The organism is Providencia heimbachae ATCC 35613 (assembly GCF_001655055.1).
GTDB classification, from domain to species: Bacteria; Pseudomonadota; Gammaproteobacteria; order Enterobacterales; family Enterobacteriaceae; genus Providencia; species Providencia heimbachae.
Genome location: NZ_LXEW01000048.1, coordinates 245,468 through 267,948, shown reverse-complemented (window position 1 = coordinate 267,948; position 22,481 = coordinate 245,468). Strand labels below are relative to the sequence as shown.

The following is a 22,481-nucleotide window of genomic DNA, read 5'->3' as shown; positions in this document are numbered from 1 at the left end:
AATAGATTAATTATCAAAAATACGACTCACTTATCCTTTTTAGCCGTAAATAAAGACACCACTGTCGCAACAATAATATTCAGAATAAAGGCAGCAATACCGATATTCATAAAGCTAAGGCCATTCCCTAACCATGGGAATAACTGTGCTAAAGAAATATGTTCAATATAAGTCACCGCTAGGAAGATAACACCCGCAAGAATACCCGCTATCGCACCTGCTGATGTCATTGGGTTATTGTGTTTAAAACTCATCAATAACGCAGGAAAAAATTGCGCAACAATATTGACACCCAATAGCATAATAGCGACTAAAGTATCATTGCTATGGAAGATAAAATACAAACTGACCAATGCAACGAAAGGCACCATATAGCGGGCATAAATACCTGACTGACGTTTCTCTTCACTTACGTTCAACGCTTTTTGTACGACACCTGCGAGCATATTTGATGTGGTTAACAGTAACATTGAACCCGGCACTAATGCTGTCAACATACCTGCTGCACCAATAAACCCAACGACTAATGGTGAAAATGTCGTTTTAGAAATTTCAAATAGCGATAAGTCCACCATCGAGCCTTCGAGATGGGGTATTTGCAATATTGCGGCATAACCGACAAAAAAGGCAAATAACATAATTAAGCTATAAGCCGGGATCAAGATACTATTACGTCGTAATGATTTTTCATCTTTTGCCGTAAATACCGCAGCCATATAATGCGGCCAACAAAAATAAGCGACAACCGATAAGAATATTGTGGAAATATACCAAGGAATATTCAACCCTGTTTCAGGGAACGTTAAATAGCTAGGCATTGCTGTATCGATTGCTTTAAACATATCCCCGAAACTACCGTAATAATGCAATGGGATATAAATGCCGATAAAAACAACAATAATCAAAATCATTAAGTCTTTTAATGCCGACGTCCAAGCAGAACCGTGAATACCTGAAATCATCACAAATAGTGTAACAGCAATAATGCCAATCCATATGGCCATATCTGCCGGTATTGCACCATAAGATGCTTGGGAAACGATAATACCTAAACCTTTTAATTGTAAAACGAATAAAGGCACCATCGCCGCAATCGAGATTAAACTAATTAATAGCCCTAAACCTTGGCTTTTATATTTAGCAGCAAATAAATCAGAGATTGTTCTAACATCATGGTCTTTAGCAAAGCGCCAAACACGTGGATGCACCCAATAAAGGAAGATCCCCATAAACGCGTTCACAGCCAATGTGTATAAAATTGCCGGCCCTTTACCATAGGCCCAACCACTTCCACCGAGAAAAGTGAATGTAGTATAAATTTCCCCAGCACTGAGTAAAAAAACCAATAGCGCGCCATAGCTGCGCCCACCAACAGACCACCCTTCGTGATCCATCGTTTTGCCTTTTTTGGCTCTAATCGCTAAGTAAACACTAAAAAAGAAAAACGCAATAATGACGATTAATGCTGAGCTCATGGCGTTTCCTTGCTTCTTTTATTATCTAATATATTAATGAGCAACATCACTAATGCCGTGATAACAACCCATGCCACAATCCAAAACATCAAAAAAGGCAGCCCCATAATAAAAGGCTCAACACTATTAGCGTAATAAATACCAACCGTTAATGCCAATATCGGGAAAATAACTAAATAATGATACCATCTCATATAAAATTCCTTCTGACCTAGCCGAGAGAAACCAATTCACGGGGAAGATGGCTTAACATTTCCACACCAGTTTCAGTGATAAGCACCATATCTTCAATCATAATGCCACCCACACCAATTCCGTAATACGGTGTTTCAAGGCTCATCACCATCCCGGCACGGAATGTCTCTGTCGTTGCGGCGCTAACAAAAGGCGCTTCTTCTAAGCCGACAAAAACACCATCACCATGACCTAAATGTCCACGATTATAATGCGGTAGGCCTGAGCAACGAATTAATGCCATTGTTTCATTAAAGACATCGCTCAACAGTACACCGGGGGCAACACGGCTTAACATATATTGATGCCCTTTTAGTATCGTGCGGTATATTTCACTGACTTTTTCGTTAGGTTCGCCCACCACAAAAGTACGTGCGATATCGGCACCATAACCTGCAACATCGACACCACAATCAAATTTAATTAAGTCCCCCTCTTTAGCGGGTACATTATCTGGCAGCATTTTAGGGGAAAAATCACTGCCGACAGAAATCAAATGAAAGCGGCTATAATTGGTTTCTGGATACTGCATTACAGTGGCTTTAAATGCAGCCGTTAATTGCGCTGAAGTACAGCCGACTTTAATTAACTTACTGGCCGCTTGAATACCCGCTTCTGTTATTTGTGCAGATTTTCTGAGGTGTTGTATTTCCCATTCACTTTTAATCATCCGTAATTGATTAAATAACGGTGATGAATCTACAAGATTTAAACCCGATATAATCCGATCCAACCAAACTTTAGCTGTATGCGTAATTTGCCCAAGTTCAATAGCAACCGGTTTGCCATACACCCCAGCTTCAGATAAAGCATCTTTAAGTAACGTAAATATCGTCTCTATTGGGCTGTTAATTGGCCTTTCTTTTATGACCTTCCCATTACTCGGATTATAAGGGTCATCAACATCAACCCATATTGGGAACGTTTTAATTTGGGCATTAGGCATTTCAAGTTGTAAGCTTGCCGCTTCGAACTCATTCATGATCACTAACGATTTAACCGACGGGTCGCGAAAAATTACCGCAATCGCTGAACCCGTCTGCCTAAAGGTGTACATAAAGAAACTGGCAAAACCCGTTAGGTGATAAAAATTATCCCCAACAGTGGCAATTAAGGCTTCAATACCATCACGTTCCATAATTTCACGGGCTTTAGTCGTGACATTTTCAAGGTGTTGTTGTTTTAAAGAAAGATCTGTTTTATGAGTTGTCATTTTTATTCTCTCGATCACTAATTTTATACTCAAAATAATTCGAGTTGCAGGTAGGCGACAAGCGAAGAGAGTCAGGGAGCATAGATAAACTCTATGACTTGACTCGCGGAGTGTAGTCAACAACCCTGCAACTTGGAGTATGACGAGTAAATTCATACATCAAATAACTACATAATATTATATCTAGAGTTCAACTAAATATATCGATTAAACCGCACGTCAGATATAACTAATCGCTATATATTAGTCAAAAACTATTCATGCTAGTGAGTTGGAAAGGCGATATGAAAGTAAAAGGGCTAAAGAAAATATTCCCTAAAAATTTTAAGTTGCAGATAGGCGATAAACATCGCTACTCGGTTAACCTGCATAAACGGGTAGCGATGTAAAGCAAATGCCCCTGCGGTTTAAATTATGACAGGTACATCCCCTTAGAAGAGTGAATACTGCATTATTATTTTTTAGCCTAGCTTATTGTGAGTTCTCAGCGCAGCTAATCGATTTTTCAAAATCATTATTTCGCGTTAGCCATAAAGAAAGGGCTTTTAGTGAATCAGGCGTGAATTCATCACAGCGAGCGCTTATCTCTTGTGGTGTCAACCAACTCACTTCTACAACTTCCGCTTCTTGTAATGCAAAAGGGCCGTGACTCACACAGCTAAATAACCCACCCCAAACACGGCAATTCTTATCTTCAAAGTAAAAATGTCCATGCTCTGCAAAAGGAACCCCTGCAATACCCAGTTCTTCTTCTGCTTCACGTTTTGCTGATTCGAGGATATTTTCACCTTGCGTGACGACACCACCCGCAGTTGCATCTAATAAACCGGGATGAAAATCTTTAATATCCGTTCTTCTTTGAACCAAAACTTTCCCAGCACCATCATGAACAACAATATAAGTTGCACGATGGCGCAAATTTTCGGCTCGCATCTGACTGCGTGTTGCTTGAGCGATAACCAGATTGTCTTCATCGACAATATCAACCCATTCAACTACCTCGGTCTGTTGTTCCATCCTGAAAACCTTTTTTAGTCTGTAATACTGCGTTATGCCATAGATAGGTTGCCGTAATGATTCGGCAAAATAATTTGATACAAGGTATGCTTTTCATCAAGCTGTTGCAAGTCATCCTAGCTAATTTTGCGTTTTGGTTCTATCACTAAAAGAAGCGTGGTTTCTTTTAATGTCGTCATGGTTATTATTTTTGAATTACCCTTAACTTAAACCCAACAAATCTATAAAGCAGATGCTATAGTTAGCAAATACAAAAAGCATTGATTCTCGCTAATTTGAATGACATTTAATGTACTAGGCTAAGTGAAATTAAGGATACATACCCTTAATCCTTTGAGTTGCTTGAAGGTTGTATTCGCGCTGTACCTACAAGCAAATTAAATTATTTTGAGTATAAAGGAGCTAAAAATGAAAATATTAATTACAGGTGGCACAGGGCTTATTGGGACTCCGCTTGTCCAAGCATTAGTTGCACGTTCGCATCAAATTACCGTGCTAAGTCGCTCACCACAAAAAGTGTATAGTCATTTTTGCAAAGCCGTTGAATGTTGGACTTCACTGAGCGATAAAAAAGATCTCAATGATTTTGATGCGATTATTAATCTTGCGGGCGAGCCGATTGCTGAAAAACGCTGGACTGATGAACAAAAAAAATTACTCTGTGACAGTCGTTGGAAAATAACTCAACGGCTCACTGAGTTAGTCATGGCAAGTGAAACTCCCCCGCAAGTTTTTCTTTCGGGCTCTGCGGTCGGCTACTATGGAGACCAAGGCCAATCGGTTATTACTGAATTTGATGAGCCCCATGATGAATTTACCCACCTACTCGCCCAGCATTGGGAAGCCCTCGCTCAAAATGCCGAATCAGAGAAAACGCGCGTCTGCTTAATGCGTACTGGATTAGTATTATCACCAAAAGGTGGATTATTAGGCAAAGTATTACCGCTTTTTAAAATAGCCGCAGGTGGCCCCATCGGACATGGTAAGCAATACATGCCATGGATACACATCAACGATATGGTTAAAGCTATCTGCTTTTTATTAGAGACACCAACGCTTTCTGGGCCTTTTAATATGACAGCGCCTTACCCTGTCCATAATGACCAGTTTGCCGCAATACTTGGTGATGTGATTAACCGCCCTTCTTTTGTTCGCACTCCCGCCTTTGTTATAAAAGCCATGTTAGGCGAATCTGCAACTTTAGTTTTAGGCGGTCAACAGGCAATTCCAAAACGATTGGAAGAAGCAGGGTTTAAATTTGAGTTTGTTGATCTCAAAAGTGCACTAATCGACCTTTTAGTGGAAAATGAAAACGAAGACGTATCTTCACACTAATTATTTCATTTACTGCCTTGCCACCGAACGAATAGGTCGTGTTGCAATTCAATATCAAATTGATCAAGCACGCGATTAACCGTTTGGTCGACAATATCTTGAATGGTTTTAGGTTGATGATAAAACGCAGGCATCGGTGGCATAATGACAGCCCCCATTTCTGCTGCTTGCACCATTAAGCGCAAATGCCCCACATGCAAAGGGGTTTCACGCACACCGAGAACCAATTTTTTGCCTTCTTTAAGCACCACATCTGCGGCTCTAGTGACTAATGTGTCTGTATAGCTATGAACGATGCCTGATAAGGTTTTCATGGTGCAAGGCATTATAACCATGCCCGCTGTACGAAATGAGCCAGAAGAGATAGCAGCTGCGATATCACGGCTATCATAATTATAGTCAGCTAGCTGTTGAACATCCTTAAGACTGTAATGAGTTTCTAAAGCAAGCGTCTGACGCGCAGCCGCACTCATCACCAAATGTGTCTCCACATTTAGCGCAGGTTTAAGCACTTCGAGCAATCGAACACCATAAATCGCCCCACTCGCCCCTGTCACTCCAATGATAAGTTTCTTCATGCTGCGCACCCATTAATTTTTTCTGCATTATATACTAAATACATTGAAGTTGTTGGTAGGTGCCAGCAGGAAAAACACAGAGAAAGGGAATTTTTATTTAGGTTTAATGAATATTCGTAACTCAACCCTCTAAATAATTCATGCTGTAGCTAGGCGGCAAGTTAGCTAATCCCCAGGAACATACATAAGTATGTGACTAGGGTTAGCGAATGCAGCCAACAACGCTACAGCTTGAAGTATGACGAGGATTATTAAAGATCAGCCTTCATTATAAATCTCAAGATCCTCTACTTCACTCTTATCTCTCAGCTTCAACTCATCATCTTGACGTAAATTTTCGAGATAATTTAAATAACTCTGATCGATATCTTTCGTGACATAGATACCATCAAAAACCGAGCATTCAAATTCATTGATTTCAGGGTTCTCTTCTCCAACTGCATCAATTAAATCGCTTAAATCTTGGAAAATAAGGGCATCGGCACCAATCAATTTACGAATTTCATCCACTTCACGACCATGGGCGATAAGCTCATTCGCATTTGGCATATCGATACCATAGACATTTGGGAAACGAACTTCAGGCGCTGCTGAGGCAAAGTAAACGTTTTTCGCGCCAGCTTCTCGCGCTAATTCGACGATTTGCTCTGAGGTTGTACCACGAACAATTGAATCATCGATTAATAGCACATTTTTATCACGGAATTCTGCACGGTTAGCATTGAGTTTGCGGCGAACAGATTTACGACGTTCTTGCTGCCCTGGCATGATAAATGTACGGCCTACATAACGGTTTTTAACAAAACCTTGGCGATAAGGTTTACCTAAAATATGGGCAATTTCCAACGCGATATCGCACGATGTTTCTGGAATGGGGATAACCACATCAATATTCAAATCCTCCCATTCACGTGCAATTTTCGCGCCCAATTTTTGCCCCATACGCAATCTTGCATTGTAGACCGAGATTTTATCAATAAAGGAATCTTGGCGTGCAAAATAGACATATTCAAATATGCATGGGGTCAATTGCGGGTTCTCAGAGCATTGGCGGGTAAATAATTGGCCTTTCTCTGTGACATAAACAGCTTCACCTGGTGCGACATCACGTAAAAATTCGAAGCCTAGCGTATCGAGGGCAACACTTTCAGAGGCAACCATATATTCATGTGCGCCATTCTCAAGAATGCGACGCCCTAAGACTAATGGACGAATGCCATGTGGGTCACGAAACGCTAACATGCCGTGGCCGATAATCAGGGCAACACAGGCATAAGCACCTCGCAATTTTTTATGCATTGCTGCAACGGCGCTGAAAACATTGTCTGGCTCAAGAGGGAAGTGGTCAAAACGGTCTAGCTCAAAGGCTAACACGTTCAATAATATCTCAGAGTCTGAGGTGGTATTGACATGGCGGCGTGCTGTTTCAAACAAACTCCGTGCGAGTTCATGAGCGTTTGTCAGATTACCATTATGCGCAAGTGTAATACCAAAAGGTGAGTTGACATAAAACGGTTGCGCTTCGGATGCGCTTGAGCTTCCTGCTGTTGGGTAACGAACGTGGCCTAATCCCATACAGCCTTGTAATCTGAGCATATGACGCGTTTCAAATACATCCTTTACTAAGCCATTAGCTTTACGTAAACGAATATTATTTTTGCCATCAATAGTGGCAATGCCTGCTGCATCTTGTCCACGGTGCTGTAGCACCGTTAACGCATCATAAATTGATTGGTTGACCGGTGTTACACCGGCGATACCGACAATACCGCACATTTAGTCTTTCCTCATCAGCCAGACGGAGAAATATTCTCCGGTAGGAAACTTGACGCATTTTGCAGGTAGTCAAAGAACCACCTGATTATATGACTGAACTGCGGAATAAGTTCTGAACGTTGCCAATCCTCACTTTGAGGAAGCGGCGTAAATGTATCGAGAAAAAAGAGCAATGCCGATACTATCAATACACCACGCAACGCACCGAAGCAGATCCCCAGAACACGATCTGTACCCGATAACCCTGTTTTTTGCACTAATGAGCTAATCACATAGTTGACCACTGCGCCGACTATCAATGTTGCGATAAATAAGGCAGCAATTGCAATGCCATTTCGTACTAATACATCCTCAAAACGCGTAAAGTAGCCCGCTAAGTAAGGATAAAATGTACTCGCAACAAAAAAAGCACAGCCCCAAGTGATTAATGATAATGCCTCACGGACAAAACCACGGATCAGGCTAACCAGTGCCGAAAAGCCAATAATGGCAATAATTGTATAATCAATCCAGACCATATCTCATTCCAAAATTCGCACTCGCGACAACGGCGAAGTGCATTCTAACAGAAAACGAAAACGTTTGCGTAGCCATTTTTCATTCAATTTAAAAAAATCAGCGGCGAAAAGAAAAAATCCTAGTCGCCGCAGTAAGTTATTAAATCCCTTTGTCTTTTAGGGATTATTGCCTGTCAATTTTAAGGTTTAAACGCTTGTATTATCCCTTTAGTTCCTGTAATTGCATTCAGCTCAGGTAGCGCGGCTTCTAGCTTCTGCCTTGATGCTTCTGGCCCAACATAAATACGGGTTAACTTATTATTGACGGGTTTAGCAGGAACGGTATAAACCTGATAGCCCGATAACCGAAGTTTTGCAACAATCTCTTCCACTTTACTGGCATTATTCAACGCAATGACTTGAACAACAAACGCTTTACCTTGTGGCTGAGGTTTAGGATCAGGTTTAGGCTCTGGTTTAGGTTCAACCTTCGGTTTTGGTTCAGGCTTAGGTTCTGGTTGCTTCGGTTTTTCAGGCTCCACCACCGCAGGAAGATTAGAGACTTCTTGCGTTGCCTGATTTGCAGCCGCGGCTTGCTCACTGTGTTGTTGCTCAGTGATAGCCTCAGATAACATCGCCTCTGATGCTCCCTCTGAAGAAGCTGTTGATGCACTATGCGTAATTGGCGCAATGGCTTCAATATCTTCTTCATCCCCCGGTTTAGGAATAATAGGAATGGCTGCAAATTCATTTTCATTATATTTCTTATCGCCATCAAGCAGTGCGGGAAGCACAATTACCCCCACAGCCACTAACACTATGGCGCCAGCAAGACGATTCTGAAATTTACTAGCCACCAGCTCTATCCTTTTTGTTTTTCCAATAACATCATGACATGGGCTACTGTATGGAATGAACCACAAACCACAATGACATCTTGTTCTTTAGCATCCAAACAAGCTTGCTGCCAAGCTTTTTCAACGCAATCAAATTCATTTGCACTATCAAGGTGCTGGCTAAGCTCAGATACATCAGCACCTCTAAACTCAGTAAGCGGTGCAACATACCAATCAGTCACTTGTTGCGATAAGCAAGTCAGTGTACCTTGAATATCTTTATCACCAAGCATCCCCACGACAGTACGTATCCGACGGCCTTCAACGGAAGGCAATTGTGCCAGTTTACTCACTAAATAGCCTGCCGCATGCGGATTATGTGCGACATCCAATATCATTAATGGTTTTTCACCAATAATTTGAAAGCGCCCCGGTAATTGAGCAGATTTCAGCCCTTGGTGTATCGCTTGTTCAGTCAGTTTTTTTGCTATGTTTGCATCTATTTGCATCAAACAACTGATCACACCCAGCGCGGTAGCTGCATTAGCCAATGGAACATTAGGTAAAGGTAAGTTCAACCATTGACGTTGAGCACTTTTCCAACACCAACTATTTGTTTGCTCTATATACTGCCAATCTTTATCTCGACGAAATAGCTTAGCGCCGATCTCATCAGCATATAGGCCAATAGATTCGGGCATATCAGGCTCACCGACAACCGCATAATGGCCATTTCGGAAAATACCCGCTTTTTCATAACCGATATATTCACGGTCAGAACCAAGCCAATCCGTATGATCTAATGCAATACTGGTAATCGCCGCAATATCCGCATCGACCACATTGGTGGCATCTAAGCGCCCACCCAAGCCAACTTCAAGGATCACAATGTCAAGATTAGCTTGTTTAAATAATTGGAGTGCTGCTAAAGTGCCATACTCGAAATAAGTTAATGAAACCTCATTACGTTGGGCTTCAATAGTCGCAAAAGCTTGGCAAAAAGCAGATTCGGAAGGTTCATTTCCTTGGATACGAACTCGCTCAGTATAACGAACAAGGTGTGGTGAACTATAGACACCGACGCTAAACCCAGCGGCCATTAAAATAGATTCGAGGGTATGACAGGTTGTGCCTTTTCCATTTGTGCCAGTGACAGTGATAACACGAGGTGCAGGTTGCGTTAACGTCATTTGACGAGCAACTTGCCCGACTCGCTCCAACCCCATATCAATATTTTGGCTATGTAGGTCAGTGAGATAAGAAAGCCAAGCCTCCAATGGAGACTCGGCATTTGGAATGATTAAATTACTCATCATCTTTTTTAAGCTTAGCAGAATCCTTTTCTTGGCTATTTGCATCGATGCTTTCAATGTCATCAACAATACCAATGTCTACTTGGTCATCTTCAACAATAATAATCGTTTCTGTGTCAAAACTTGGTTTGTTGGTTAGCATTGCTAAAATTTTGGCAAGTCTGTCACGCATTTCTGGACGACGAACAATCATATCAATTGCCCCTTTTTCCAGTAAAAACTCACTGCGTTGGAAACCTGCAGGTAATTTTTCACGTACAGTTTGCTCGATAACGCGCGGACCGGCAAAACCGATTAACGCTTTAGGCTCAGCAACGTTAATATCACCTAACATGGCAAGGCTAGCAGAAACACCGCCCATGGTTGGATCTGTCAGCACTGAAATGTACGGTAAACCACGCTCTTGCATTTTAGCAAGTGCTGCACTGGTTTTTGCCATTTGCATCAATGATAACAAGGCTTCTTGCATCCGTGCACCGCCGCTCGAAGAGAAACACACTAATGGGCAGTTATCTTCCAATGCTTGTTCAACTGCACGAACAAAACGGGCTCCCACAACAGAAGCCATTGAACCGCCCATGAAAGCAAACTCAAATGCCGCAGCAACAACGGGCATTCCCTTTAGTGTGCCTTTCATGACGATAATGGCGTCTTTCTCGCCCGTTTCTTTCTGTGCAGCGGAAATACGGTCTTTATATTTTTTTGAATCACGAAACTTGAGAATATCTTTTGGCTCAAGTTCGCTACCTAATTCGGTTGTTGAGTCTTCATCAAGAAAAGTTTCAAGACGTTGACGTGCATGAATACGCATATGGTGGTCACATTTAGGACACACTTCCAAATTACGCTCAAGTTCAGCTCCGTACAGGACTTGCCCACAACTATCACATTTTTTCCAAACACCTTCAGGAATATTGGCTTTATGTGATTGGGTTAAGTTACCTTTCTTTAAAATTTTTTCAATCCAGCTCATTAATGGACCTTTTTGTCTGATTTCACTCTGACTATCCCTAAAATAAAACCAAATGCAGTGCCTTAGTTTCTCACCTAAGGCATACAATTTGAATTATGACAGGCATATCGCCAGTATGTTATTTTTTGCCATTAAACCACAATGATATCTCACTGTAGATAAAAACTTTTTAAACCTGTTATTGGTTATTCATTTTTTGCGTTGCTGCGCGCTTTTCTTTTGCGGCAGCACGGCGATGTCGAATAATTTCAATTACCCCAGGCAGAATAGAAATAAAGATAATCGCGACAATCAGTAATTTCAAATTCTTTTGTACTATCGGTAAATCACCGAATAAGTACCCTGCATAGGTAAAGAGTAACACCCATAATAACGCACCGGCCACATTATAAAAGGCAAAATGACGATAAGACATTTTCCCCATACCTGCAACGAATGGTGCAAAGGTTCTAACGATCGGGACAAATCGCGCCAAGATAATCGCTTTTCCGCCATGTTTTTCATAAAAAACATGGGTTTTATCTAAATAAACTCGACGAAAAATTTTCGAATCTGGATTCTTAAATAACTTCTCGCCAAAAATTCGTCCAATCGTGTAATTCACCGCATCGCCCACAATTGCAGCGATAATCATTAATACAACCATCAAGTGGACATTTAAATCATTACTGTCGAGTGCAGCAATGGCTCCCGCCACAAATAATAATGAGTCACCGGGTAAAAATGGCGTAACCACCAACCCTGTTTCACAAAATAGGATCAGAAATAAAATACCATAGACCCAATTACCATAAGCAGCGACTAACTCTGCAAGGTGAACATCAATATTTAAAATAAAATCGATGATAAAACTGATAAACTCCATAAAAACCCTCATTATTAATAGCATCCATGCTATCCCGCCATAACGCTAATTTCATTTAGACGTTATTTTGAGTTTTACATTAATTTAGATTTACATCAGCTCATCTGCAAGAAAAAGCGGGCCCATTACATTTGCAGGTAGCGCAAATTTCTCTGGATAATCAACTCCCACCAAATACAACCCTTCGGCTTTCGCGGTTGCGGCTGCTTTAGTTCTGTCTTTTAACGCGAGAAGATGGCCTAACCAGTCAATGTCCTGATTCCCACGCCCAATTTCCAGCAAACTTCCGACAATATTTCTGACCATATGGTGAAGAAATGCGTTAGCTTTAATATCAACCACAACATAATTTCCGTGGCGACTGACATTTACATGCATCACGTTACGCCACGGCGTTTTTGACTGACATTGCAGTGCTCTGAATGATGTAAAATCATGTTCGCCAAGCAGTGTTTGTGCAGCTTCGTGCATTCTTTTTTCATCGAGTGGATAATGAAAATGCGTTATTCCATTCGATAAAATTGCGGGTCGATATCGATGATTGAAAATCACATAGCGGTACCGACGTGCAGCGGCACTAAAACGCGCATGAAATTCGTCATTTACAGGTTTACACCAACGAACGGCAATATCTGAAGGTAGATGAGTGTTCGCTCCCATCGTCCAAGCAGCTTCTTTGCGCTCAGCCGAGGTTTCAAAATGCACTACCTGCCCCGTTGCATGTACGCCAGTATCCGTGCGTCCAGCACATAAAACACTGATAGGCTCCGCGGCAATTTTGGATAAAGCCTCTTCCAAACGACCTTGGACACTTATTACATCTTTTTGGCGCTGCCATCCGCAATAATGACTGCCGTTGTACTCAATACCTAACGCAATACGAGACAATTTTTTTGACTCTGACATCAGTAAAACAGCTCCTGAGCCAATTTTTCTGCGGTTTCTACTGCCATTAATGCACCACCGAAACGAACATTATCAGCAACAGACCAAAACTGGAGCACTTCTGGAATACCATAGTCATTACGGATGCAACCAATACTGAGCTGGTCATTCCCTGAAGCATCCGTCACTTGTGTCGGATAATCACCCTCTTCTGAGACCTGAATATCGTCAAAACGTTCAAGTTCTTCTTGTGCTTCTTGAGCCCCAATCGGGCGCAATGACTCTAAATAAACCACCTGAGCATTACCGTAGAATACCGGAGACTGAATAAAACTGACCGCGACAGGTAAACCTTCATCTTGTAAAACTTTGCGTACTTGCTCAACAAGACGGCGTTCTTGTGAAACATTGCCTTCTTGGTCGCCCAGCAATGGCAGCATATTAAACGCCAATTGTTTACTAAAGCGCCCTTCTTCTGGGGGAACCCCATTCAATAGGCGAGCACTTTGCCCAGCAAGTTCATCAACGGCGGCTTTACCGTGGGCAGAAACAGATAACATGTTTGTCAGCGTGATACGGCTGACGCCTGCCGCATCAATCAAGGGTTTAGTTGCGGTTAATAGCTGGCTAACATAGCTGTCTGCCAATGCAATAATATTACGATTACGGTAGTCCGCTAATACATGTGAGTTCACACTTGGCACCACTAAAGGCACATCTGGATCTAATGCAAAAACACCACTATTATCAATAACAATACAACCTTCTTGTGCCGCAAGCTCCGCATATTGCAAGCTCGCTGCCTCTCCCGCAGCAAAAAATGCAATTTGTGCCTGTGACCAATCAAAATCAGCAACATTTTTCACTGCATGGCTTTTTCCATTAAATCGGATCACTTCCCCGGCACTGCGCTCACTCGCCAGTACATGTAATTCACCTACCGGAAATTCCCGTTCTTCTAACAGTGAAATAATCGCTTCACCGACTGCGCCGGTTGCCCCTAATAACGCAATATTCCAACCTTCAGTCATGGCTGATCCTCTAAAAATAAAACTTTATGGCGCTTTATTATGTGGTTTATTTAGGCCGACATTCGTGATTTCAGCCCAAATTAAATATAAATACTAATTAGCCAACTTCGCATTAAAACCTAATAGATTCAATTGGCTAACAGTTTCTTCATTATCAGATAAAACGTGGAGAGATGACCATTCGCGGCGCTCTTGATAATGTTTACGTAATTTATCAAACTCCCCGGCTACTGTTGCCACCGCACGAAGCGCTGCATCATCACGGCGCACATCATACACCAGATGCACCAATCTTTTGAGCTGCTGTTGCGTTAATTTTCCATTTAATGTTATCGAACTGATATCGGGCTTTGGTAGTAATGAAGATAACGAAACTTGGCTCGTTTTTCCTAGAAATTGACAATATGCTTCATATACTTGAGTGGTTCCGCGCGCCTTACCTTCAAGGGTATAACCTGCAATATGAGGCGTACCAATATCAACCCTATCTAATAACTCAGTCTCTAAGTTCGGCTCAGGCTCCCAAACATCCAAAATGACACTCAATTTTTTCCCCTGCTTCAGTAAACCTAGCAGGGCTTGATTGTCCACCACTTCGCCACGACTGGCATTGATTAAAATAGTGCCTTCCCGTAAATGAGATAAACGACTTTCATCCATAAGATGAAGTGTTTTATATTCACCTGTTGTATTCAGTGGTGTATGAAATGTGAGGATATCTGCCTGTTCAAGCACTGCGTCTAAAGGCACAAAATTTTCTTTATCACCCTTCGCTGCCCTTGGCGGATCGCATAATACGGTTTTAACTCCCCATGCAGAAAGTCGATTAAATAGACGCCCTCCTACATTACCAACCCCGATAATACCGATTGTTTTATCACGTAAATCAAAATTATCTCGCTCAGCAAGTAATAATAAAGCCGAAAAAACATATTCAACCACCGCAATGGCATTACATCCCGGTGCGGATGAAAAACCAATATTCGCCTCTGATAACCATTGGGTATCGACATGATCAAAACCTGCTGTTGCCGTGCCAACGAACTTAACCTCGGTATTATCTAATAATGAACGATTTACCTTGGTAATCGAGCGCACCATTAATGCATCGGCATCAATCAGTTCTTGCGTTGGAATGGGGCGTCCTGGGATCGCTTTAACCTCGCCTAACTCACTAAATAATGTTTGGGCGTATGGCATGTTTTCATCAACTAAAATTTTCACTTAATTTGTCCCAATAGATTCAAATACGCTAAATAATTCGAGGTGCAACTAGGCGACAAGTCAATGAGCCGCTAGGCACATACATAAGTCTGTGACGGGTGCATATGAACGTAGTCAACAACGCGATAACTTGAAGTATGCCGAGTATATAACAAATATTTTGCCACGTTCTAATAAAACCAACTACCCGTGATTGTCCTGTTCAATAAATTCTTTGAAGCGAAAACGATCAGGTGTTACACCCGAAATTTGCTGGAACATGGCAATAAAGGCCGAGGCTGAACTGTACCCCACATCCAAAGCCACTTCATAAACGCTCTTACCCTGTTCGAGCCCAGCAACGGCATGCAAATAACGCAAACGCTGACGCCACTCACTGAATGACATACCCAGCTCTTGTTGGCAACGTCGTGACAAGGTTCGCTCTGAGGTATAATAACGTTTTGCCCAGCCCGCTAACGTAGTGTTATTTGCCGGTTCTTGCTGTAACTCCTGCAATATTGGCGCTAAAAACTTGTCTTTGGAGGTTGGTAGGTAACTATCTTGGCAAGGGGAAATTAAAAATTGATCAATTAAAACCTCACCCAAGCGACTATCTTGCTCGGTTTGCGGCTGTACTACGCCTCTTTGGTACATGTCGGTCATGATAGCGTGAAAAATCGAACTCAATCGCACGACACAAGGGTTCATTGCTAGGATTTGATTGTATTTTTTCGAAAAATCGATAATACGAAATTTGACACTTTGCTTATTAAAGCTAGCGTGCTGAGTATTTGCGGGGATCCAAATACAAAACTCAGGCGGTGCGAGGTAATGCTTACCTTCTACTTCCATTTCCATAATACCGCAAACAACATATAACAGTTGCCCGAAGGGATGTGTATGAGATTTATATTCAGTTTGTGTATTGATTTGCTCATGACGTAATGCAATAAATTCGGGCTCAATAATATTGCACTCATTAATTTGCCTGCTGTTAGATTCTATCTTTTTCATCATCACTGTCTGAAAAGCGTTATCGATTGTCTGGATATCAGTATATATAAAAAATCAGACACAGGTATACTAGCTTTACTCATTAGGGAGAACGCTTTTAATGAAAAATTTCCTCTTTCCGCTGATTGCGGTTTTATTATGGTCGATGAATGCCATCGTCAACAAAGCAGCATCTACTGCAATTGATCCTGCTGCAATATCTTTTTATCGCTGGGCATTAGCTTTGGTCGTAATGACCCCCTTTGTTTTACGATCAGTACTGAGAAACAGAAAAGTCGTCATGCAGCACTGGTGGCAGCTGGCGATCCTCGGTGCTTTAGGTATGATGCTTTACCAAAGCCTCGCCTATTATGCAGCCCACAGTGTTAGTGCAACATTTATGGGGATAATGAACTCATTAATACCTCTACTAACAGTGGTGATCAGCATATTTGTGCTGCGCGTCATTCCAACCGTTGGTATCGTTGTTGGTTCCGCATTATCTTTATTAGGCTTGCTCTGGTTAGTCAGTCAAGGTAACCCTGCCTCTATGTTATCGAATGGTTTAGGGCAAGGTGAGTTAATGATGCTTATCGCGTCTGCCGCTTATGCGCTATATGGCGTGTTAACTAAGCGTTGGGCTATTCAACTATCCAGCTGGGATTCCTTATATGTGCAAATATTCTTTGGGTTGATTTTATTAACGCCAAACTTTTTATTTGCCAAAGATGTCACGCTCAATAATGACAATATTGGATTAGTCATCTTTGCAGGTATTGCTGCTTCTATCGTCGCACCAGCCCTGTGGATCCAAGGCGTTATGCGCTTAGGTGCAAATACCACCTCGATATTTATGAATTTAGCCCCTGTTTTTACTGCTATCATCGCCATCTTTGCTTTAGGGGAAGAATTAAGAAGCTATCATCTTATTGGTGGGGGTATCGTTCTACTCGGTGTGATGTTGGCGCAACAGCTCAGAACACCATTAACACAAGCTTTTGGACGCAAGAAAAAAGCACTACAAGAAGATATGGAATAATAAGTATTAATAACATCTCAATATAGCCCGTTTTAATGCAATGTCGTCGCTCATATGCCCCACTTCGGTGGGGCTATTTTTTTGGTATCAATAATCCACTAAATACGCCATATACGAAACAATAACCTTATTTTAATTTATTCTATTACCTGTTTTATCTGCTATTTTCATAAATTAATACTTTGTGACACTTTATCATTTTATTTCTTATCTCTTATAGATATTACCTGATATCCTCGACGTATTTCCTCTATTAAACTGCATACTTTCCTAGTCGTTATAACCAATATAGTGATATGCATCTTGGTTCTGCATTGAATGTCAGTAATCCGATTGAATATTATGACCAAGTCACTAGACTTAGCCAAAATTTTCATATGTGTATTTTACCAGTTTCTGTTTTTATTATTTTTCATAATAACAATTTAAAACAGAAAAAATAAATTATGGCTATTGGTTTATCAAATAAATAATAGTCATCAAAAGGACTTAATATGACTAAAAAAATTAAACTTTGGTTATTTTTGTTAATTATAATTGTCGTATTTGTAGGCATTTATTTTATAAATAATATTAACCAATCAAATCACGCACAGAAAGGATACGATTTATATCAGCAAGGGGAATCTCAAGCTGCTTTTGAGCTGTTTAGTCAAACCGCAGATTCAGACCCTCAATCGGCTTATGCATTAGCCATGATGTATATGGATGGTATTGGTACTCAATCCGATGACACTAAAGCTGAAAATTGGTTGATTAAATCCGCAAAAGCAAATAATAAAAATGCACTCTATAACTTAGGTTATTATCGCTATAACCAATATATGGAAGATGTACCTGATGACTTATACGGAATTGTTTCGATCACCAAAGCCGCTGATTTAGGCGTTAAAGAAGCTCAAGAGCTGGTTGGTAGTATTTATATTAATGATAAATATGATAATACCCCTCAAAATATCGAATTAGCGCGTAAATACTTTAGTCTAGCCGCGGAACAAAACTCACCGCTCGCCAAATTCGCACTCGGTTATATTGCCTATAATTTCGATAAAGATAATAAAAGAGCCGTCGAGATCCTGACGCCATTAGTCAGTAAAAACTTTCCACTTCCTGCAATGTTACTTGCAACCATTTATGAGGAAGGTGGAAATGGCATCACGCCAAACAAATTATTTGCAGAAAAATATCAAGAAATGTCATATTCTTCGGCTCTCGGATTGGTTGATGATAGCCAAGAATTAGAGCCTACGCCTTTATCCCTTTATGGCGTACAAACCGCGGAAGAAAAACAAGCACTTTTAGCTAATTTAGAATTATTGGCCAGCCAAGATAATGAAACTGCGATTTATATGTTGGCACAAAAATACCTAACAGGAGATGGCGTACCTAAAAGTAAAGCCCGTGCTATGGCTTACCTACAGCCATTAGTGATGAAAAAAAATCCAAAAGCATTGTATTTATCTTATTCAATCAACCCAACTCAAATAAAGAACCTGATTGCTGCCGCTGATGCTAATTACCCTGATGCCGTTTATATGCTTTATAGACTTTACTCAGGGGATATCTTTAATAATAACATTGAAAGAAATAAAGAATTAGCTGAAAAATACTTAACCGCAGCGGCAGATTTAAGCCACTTAGATGCACTAGAAACTCTCATTAGCCAAGCACTCAATAATTACAGCTTCCCGAATAAAAAATTGAATACGATTGTTGAAAAATACACGCCAATATTGCTAGAAAAATACCCGAATTCCCCTCGCTCGCTGTTGCTTGCCAGCCAAGCTTATGGTGAAAATGGCAGCTCCATTTATTCAACAGAAAAATCCTTTGAGTTAATGGAAAAGGCCACTCAACTGGCTCCAACCAGTGACAATAAAATTCGGCTGGCAATTAAATATGCTTACGGTTTAGGCACTCAACAAGATCTCACAAAAGCCGTTCCCATTTTCAAAACCATTTTAGATGAAGATAGCGATAACCTTACCGCGAACCGTCAATTAATTACTCTTTACTATCAATATGATATTAAAAATCTTATCGATGATGCCTATATCATAAAACTATTAGAAAATGACGTAGTCACTAGAGAAAATTATGATAATGCGCATCATTATGCTGACTACTTAATGCAACAAGATCCGGTAAAAAATCTGGACAAAGCTTTTGACCTATACCAAACAGCCAGTAAATATAGTTACGGTGCACGCATTCATTATGCAAAAGCACTATTGCGCTATAAACAGGACCAAGAAAAATTGGCGTCTGAGATCACCCTTGAGCTTATCAATTCTGAAAAATCAAAAGCTGAGTTAAGCGAGCCGCAACTTAAAGATGCTTATACCATCATCTTAAAAACCGGCATGGTCAGTCCTGAATCAAAAGCGGCTTTAGTTCACCTTGCTGTATTCGAAAATAACCCTGATGCTCTAAAACAAATCGAGCCATTAATCGGTGTTGATGCGGAAATTACTTATCAATATGGCATTAACAAGCTTGCACAAGTTAAAAATATAGACACTGCCCCTGATACTGAAATAAAACCTTATTATGATGCAATATTAAAAGCAGCCGATCTTGGTAGTATTTCTGCCTCGCTTTATATTATACAAAATTTAGATACAGTTAATTATGTTAATAATAAGCCTTATTATAAATCCAGGTTCCAAAAGATAACTGGATTGACCATTAACGACCTCATTCCTCGTTATAAAAAATGTGCCGAATTAGGCAGTAACCGATGCTTATATGATCTAGGCGAAATATATCAAAAAGGTAATTATGGCGAAGATGCAGACTACGATATTGCGTTGAGCTATTACCATAAAATCTCAAAAGCCGATTTTAGTTTCTTAAAATGGCGCTTAGAAGAAATTGAAAAAGGCAAAAAGCAATTTATCGAAATCCAAGCTAAGGCAAACAAAGGGGACAGTGATGCACTTCGCACCCTAGCTCAAGCTTATGAATTTGGAAATTATGGCCAAAAAATTGATAAAAATAAATGGCTTGAATACCTTAGCACCAGTGCAAAACTCAATAACGAGAGCGCATTAGAAGAATTGATTGACTATTATAGCCAAGACAATTTACTTGATGATAATAAGGTTAAAATAATTGGTTACTATAACCAACTCGCCAATATAGGCAGTCAAGATTATACCCGAAAACTGGCTCACCAATATCTAAATGGAAGCCGTCTGGTTGAGGCCAACCGCCAAAAAGCCCGTGAGTATTATGTCAAATCAGGAAGCTGGGGAGATCAGTATATCGAGTATATGGATGATTTCGATATTGGCATGGAAATGATTAATAATAGTCCGAGTGCTAAATATAAAGTGGGTCGAGCTTATCTTCGCGGCTATGGCGTAAAAGAAGATATCCCACAAGCTATTAAATACCTAAAACAGGCGAGTGAAGAAGGGAATAGCTCAGCGATAAGCCTTTATGAAGAAATGCTTTATAATGGCGTTTATGACAAAGAAAATAAAACTTGGATTATCGAACCCGACTGGAATGAAGCCATTATTTGGTTAAGAAAAAATCCAAATAAAAATAGAACTGACAGCTACATTAATGTGTATAACACCATCGCCCTTCCTGCTCTCAATGGTGATACCAAAGCCTACCTTGAATTAGCCGAGTGGTATAAGTCACGCGGGCAATACCCTGCGGCGCGAATTTGGTATAACAAAAGTGTCGCTGCGGGTAATTTAGATGCGATACGACTTATTGATTCGATGATTGAAGATAATGAAGAAAAGTATTCCCTGTACCAAATGGGTATTGAAAAAGGCGATACCTATTCTCAGGTAAAATTAGCCAAACTCGATATTTATGACGCGAATATCCCTACGGATTCAGAACGTTATAATCTCGCACTACAACGTCTCAACGATGCGCTAAAATCAAATAACTCATTCGTTTCTGAAGAGGCATTCGAAACATTATCTCATCTATATCGCGTTGGTATTTCAGGTAAAGATGAACTTGAAGCTAACATCATTATTCGCGATAAAGATTCAGCTAAATATCTGGCATTACTTGAAAGTGAATCGGCTAACCGCACTAACGCATTAAAAGATCTGTATACCTACTATGCCCCCACTGATTCACCTAAAGCATTAGGTTATTTACAACAGGCTTATCAAAAAGGGGATTTAGAAGCGATTGAAATTCTCTACAAACTTAATTACCCCGGCGAGTATTGCAACAATAGTCATGCTGATATTGATCAAGCGGGCATTTATCTTAATGAATGGCTCGTCAAAGGCAATTTCAGTAAAACTCAAGATCGTGTATATGTTGGCTATCCTGAAAGTCGTACCAAAGCGATCGGTGAAGTGTATCTCGATGGTGATTGTGATATCGATAGAAATATTGATAAAGCCATTGAGTGGTTTAAAATCTCACTCAAATACCATGATACTCACGCGCTCGATGCCTTATATAAGGCTTACACCCAGAAATGGGATGCCAAAGAGAGCTATTACTATGCGTTGCTATTAGAAAAAGACCCTGACGATATTGAGTTACTTGATAGACTCTCTGAAACGGATAAACAAGCCGTTGATGAGCGTTTCGCTCAAGAACAAGAATTTCAAAAGTACGGCCGGTATGCCGAGGAAATTGAAGCTCAACGCCTAAAAGCCGAAGCCGGTGACCGCATTGCGGCATTCTCTCTTGGCATCAGTTATGCCCGTGGCGAAAAAGTGCCGGAAGATACCCAAAAAATGATTTATTACTATGAAATAGCAGGAAAAAATGGCTATTCTCGTGCTTATAATATTTTAGGTAATCTTTATCGTAAAGATAACGAACGCGGTATTGAACGGGATTATCCAAAAGCGCTTTACTACTTTGACCTTGGCGCCCAACAAAATGACAGTAATACTGCCCATTTAGCCGGAGATATGCTCTATTTCGGCCAAGGTGTCGAGAAAGACTTCCCGCGAGCGGCTAAATATTTTGAGATGACCGATCTTGAGCAAGGCAACCACCATGCCATGGCAAAATACAAGCTTGGCTATATGTATTATAACGGTTTAATCGGAACCAAAAGCCCGCAGGATATTCAAAAAGCCTATGATTACCTGCAAATTGCGGCAAAATATCAAAATGAAAATGCGATAAAAGCACTCAAAGAGTGGGATTTTAGTCAAATGAACAAGTAAATTGTTTTTTGCTATTAATTTTCATAAGGCATCGCGTTAATCTT

The 22,481-nt window shown here is 40.6% G+C and carries 18 protein-coding genes; 3 read left to right on the top strand and 15 right to left on the bottom strand.

Features of this window, described 5'->3' with window-relative positions; genetic code table 11:
- Positions 1–26 precede the first annotated feature (26 nt).
- The 4 genes from M998_RS18035 to yfcD all read right to left on the bottom strand — a co-directional run bounded on the left by M998_RS18035 (position 27) and on the right by yfcD (position 3,939).
- The gene (locus M998_RS18035; RefSeq protein ID WP_068444923.1) at positions 27–1,475 is read right to left on the bottom strand and encodes a sodium:solute symporter family protein; all 1,449 of its coding nucleotides are present in this window, start codon (positions 1,473–1,475) and stop codon (positions 27–29) included.
- The gene (locus M998_RS18030) at positions 1,472–1,669 is read right to left on the bottom strand and encodes a DUF3311 domain-containing protein (protein WP_068444925.1); all 198 of its coding nucleotides are present in this window, start codon (positions 1,667–1,669) and stop codon (positions 1,472–1,474) included. The genes M998_RS18035 and M998_RS18030 overlap by 4 nt, the downstream gene beginning before the upstream one ends.
- 17 nt (positions 1,670–1,686) lie before the next feature.
- A complete protein-coding gene (locus M998_RS18025) occupies positions 1,687–2,922 on the bottom strand; it encodes a M24 family metallopeptidase (protein ID WP_068910152.1) in 1,236 nt (411 codons plus the stop codon).
- 471 nt (positions 2,923–3,393) lie between these two features.
- The gene (gene yfcD, locus M998_RS18020; RefSeq protein ID WP_068910150.1) at positions 3,394–3,939 is read right to left on the bottom strand and encodes an NUDIX hydrolase YfcD; all 546 of its coding nucleotides are present in this window, start codon (positions 3,937–3,939) and stop codon (positions 3,394–3,396) included.
- Positions 3,940–4,347: 408 nt separating this feature from the next.
- Here yfcD and M998_RS18015 point away from each other — a divergent pair, with 408 nt between their 5' ends.
- A complete protein-coding gene (locus M998_RS18015; RefSeq protein ID WP_068910148.1) occupies positions 4,348–5,274 on the top strand; it encodes a TIGR01777 family oxidoreductase in 927 nt (308 codons plus the stop codon).
- A gap of 5 nt (positions 5,275–5,279) precedes the next feature.
- On the opposite strand, the gene M998_RS18010 is transcribed toward M998_RS18015, so the two are convergent.
- The 11 genes from M998_RS18010 to M998_RS17960 all read right to left on the bottom strand — a co-directional run bounded on the left by M998_RS18010 (position 5,280) and on the right by M998_RS17960 (position 16,251).
- A complete protein-coding gene (locus M998_RS18010) occupies positions 5,280–5,852 on the bottom strand; it encodes a UbiX family flavin prenyltransferase (protein WP_068910145.1) in 573 nt (190 codons plus the stop codon).
- A gap of 258 nt (positions 5,853–6,110) precedes the next feature.
- Entirely contained in the window at positions 6,111–7,628 is a 1,518-nt protein-coding gene (gene purF, locus M998_RS18005) for an amidophosphoribosyltransferase (protein WP_068444937.1), read from the bottom strand.
- Positions 7,629–7,642: 14 nt separating this feature from the next.
- Positions 7,643–8,146 carry a colicin V production protein gene (gene cvpA / locus M998_RS18000; RefSeq protein ID WP_068444940.1) on the bottom strand — a complete coding sequence of 168 codons (504 nt, stop codon included), beginning with the start codon at positions 8,144–8,146 and terminating at the stop codon, positions 7,643–7,645.
- A 179-nt stretch (positions 8,147–8,325) separates the two neighbouring features.
- A complete protein-coding gene (dedD, locus tag M998_RS17995) occupies positions 8,326–8,982 on the bottom strand; it encodes a cell division protein DedD (RefSeq protein ID WP_068910144.1) in 657 nt (218 codons plus the stop codon).
- A gap of 5 nt (positions 8,983–8,987) precedes the next feature.
- A complete protein-coding gene (folC, locus tag M998_RS17990) occupies positions 8,988–10,277 on the bottom strand; it encodes a bifunctional tetrahydrofolate synthase/dihydrofolate synthase (RefSeq protein WP_068910141.1) in 1,290 nt (429 codons plus the stop codon).
- Positions 10,267–11,247, bottom strand: coding sequence for an acetyl-CoA carboxylase, carboxyltransferase subunit beta (accD, locus tag M998_RS17985; protein ID WP_068444946.1), 981 nt, complete (start codon positions 11,245–11,247; stop codon positions 10,267–10,269). The genes folC and accD overlap by 11 nt, the downstream gene beginning before the upstream one ends.
- A gap of 178 nt (positions 11,248–11,425) precedes the next feature.
- Positions 11,426–12,112 carry a DedA family protein gene (locus M998_RS17980; protein WP_068444948.1) on the bottom strand — a complete coding sequence of 229 codons (687 nt, stop codon included), beginning with the start codon at positions 12,110–12,112 and terminating at the stop codon, positions 11,426–11,428.
- A 90-nt stretch (positions 12,113–12,202) separates the two neighbouring features.
- On the bottom strand, positions 12,203–13,018 hold the full coding sequence (gene truA, locus M998_RS17975) for a tRNA pseudouridine(38-40) synthase TruA (protein ID WP_068444950.1): 816 nt from the start codon (positions 13,016–13,018) through the stop codon (positions 12,203–12,205).
- Positions 13,018–14,028, bottom strand: coding sequence for an aspartate-semialdehyde dehydrogenase (locus tag M998_RS17970; protein WP_068444952.1), 1,011 nt, complete (start codon positions 14,026–14,028; stop codon positions 13,018–13,020). Before M998_RS17970 ends, truA begins: the two co-directional genes overlap by 1 nt.
- A 93-nt stretch (positions 14,029–14,121) precedes the next feature.
- The gene (pdxB, locus tag M998_RS17965) at positions 14,122–15,252 is read right to left on the bottom strand and encodes a 4-phosphoerythronate dehydrogenase PdxB (RefSeq protein ID WP_068910140.1); all 1,131 of its coding nucleotides are present in this window, start codon (positions 15,250–15,252) and stop codon (positions 14,122–14,124) included.
- 183 nt (positions 15,253–15,435) lie between these two features.
- Positions 15,436–16,251 (bottom strand): AraC family transcriptional regulator, encoded by an 816-nt coding sequence (locus tag M998_RS17960; protein ID WP_068910138.1) that lies wholly within the window; start codon positions 16,249–16,251, stop codon positions 15,436–15,438.
- A 97-nt stretch (positions 16,252–16,348) separates the two neighbouring features.
- Here M998_RS17960 and M998_RS17955 point away from each other — a divergent pair, with 97 nt between their 5' ends.
- Both M998_RS17955 and M998_RS17950 read left to right on the top strand, forming a co-directional pair.
- Positions 16,349–17,266, top strand: a complete 918-nt coding sequence (locus M998_RS17955) for a DMT family transporter (RefSeq protein WP_068910136.1) — start codon at positions 16,349–16,351, stop codon at positions 17,264–17,266.
- Positions 17,267–17,760: 494 nt separating this feature from the next.
- On the top strand, positions 17,761–22,437 hold the full coding sequence (locus tag M998_RS17950) for a tetratricopeptide repeat protein (RefSeq protein WP_068910134.1): 4,677 nt from the start codon (positions 17,761–17,763) through the stop codon (positions 22,435–22,437).
- Positions 22,438–22,481 lie beyond the last annotated feature (44 nt).

What these genes read in the sequence shown, in the direction of transcription:
- M998_RS17950 (WP_068910134.1), top strand. Translation starts at nt 17,761, where the DNA reads ATGACTAAAAAAATTAAACTTTGGTTATTTTTGTTAATTATAATTGTC.
- truA (WP_068444950.1), bottom strand. Translation starts at nt 13,018, where the DNA reads ATGTCAGAGTCAAAAAAATTGTCTCGTATTGCGTTAGGTATTGAGTAC.
- accD (WP_068444946.1), bottom strand. Translation starts at nt 11,247, where the DNA reads ATGAGCTGGATTGAAAAAATTTTAAAGAAAGGTAACTTAACCCAATCA.
- M998_RS17955 (WP_068910136.1), top strand. Translation starts at nt 16,349, where the DNA reads ATGAAAAATTTCCTCTTTCCGCTGATTGCGGTTTTATTATGGTCGATG.
- M998_RS18010 (WP_068910145.1), bottom strand. Translation starts at nt 5,852, where the DNA reads ATGAAGAAACTTATCATTGGAGTGACAGGGGCGAGTGGGGCGATTTAT.
- M998_RS18035 (WP_068444923.1), bottom strand. Translation starts at nt 1,475, where the DNA reads ATGAGCTCAGCATTAATCGTCATTATTGCGTTTTTCTTTTTTAGTGTT.
- M998_RS18025 (WP_068910152.1), bottom strand. Translation starts at nt 2,922, where the DNA reads ATGACAACTCATAAAACAGATCTTTCTTTAAAACAACAACACCTTGAA.
- folC (WP_068910141.1), bottom strand. Translation starts at nt 10,277, where the DNA reads ATGATGAGTAATTTAATCATTCCAAATGCCGAGTCTCCATTGGAGGCT.
- M998_RS18015 (WP_068910148.1), top strand. Translation starts at nt 4,348, where the DNA reads ATGAAAATATTAATTACAGGTGGCACAGGGCTTATTGGGACTCCGCTT.
- purF (WP_068444937.1), bottom strand. Translation starts at nt 7,628, where the DNA reads ATGTGCGGTATTGTCGGTATCGCCGGTGTAACACCGGTCAACCAATCA.
- M998_RS17980 (WP_068444948.1), bottom strand. Translation starts at nt 12,112, where the DNA reads ATGGAGTTTATCAGTTTTATCATCGATTTTATTTTAAATATTGATGTT.
- cvpA (WP_068444940.1), bottom strand. Translation starts at nt 8,146, where the DNA reads ATGGTCTGGATTGATTATACAATTATTGCCATTATTGGCTTTTCGGCA.
- M998_RS17970 (WP_068444952.1), bottom strand. Translation starts at nt 14,028, where the DNA reads ATGACTGAAGGTTGGAATATTGCGTTATTAGGGGCAACCGGCGCAGTC.
- M998_RS18030 (WP_068444925.1), bottom strand. Translation starts at nt 1,669, where the DNA reads ATGAGATGGTATCATTATTTAGTTATTTTCCCGATATTGGCATTAACG.
- M998_RS17960 (WP_068910138.1), bottom strand. Translation starts at nt 16,251, where the DNA reads ATGATGAAAAAGATAGAATCTAACAGCAGGCAAATTAATGAGTGCAAT.
- yfcD (WP_068910150.1), bottom strand. Translation starts at nt 3,939, where the DNA reads ATGGAACAACAGACCGAGGTAGTTGAATGGGTTGATATTGTCGATGAA.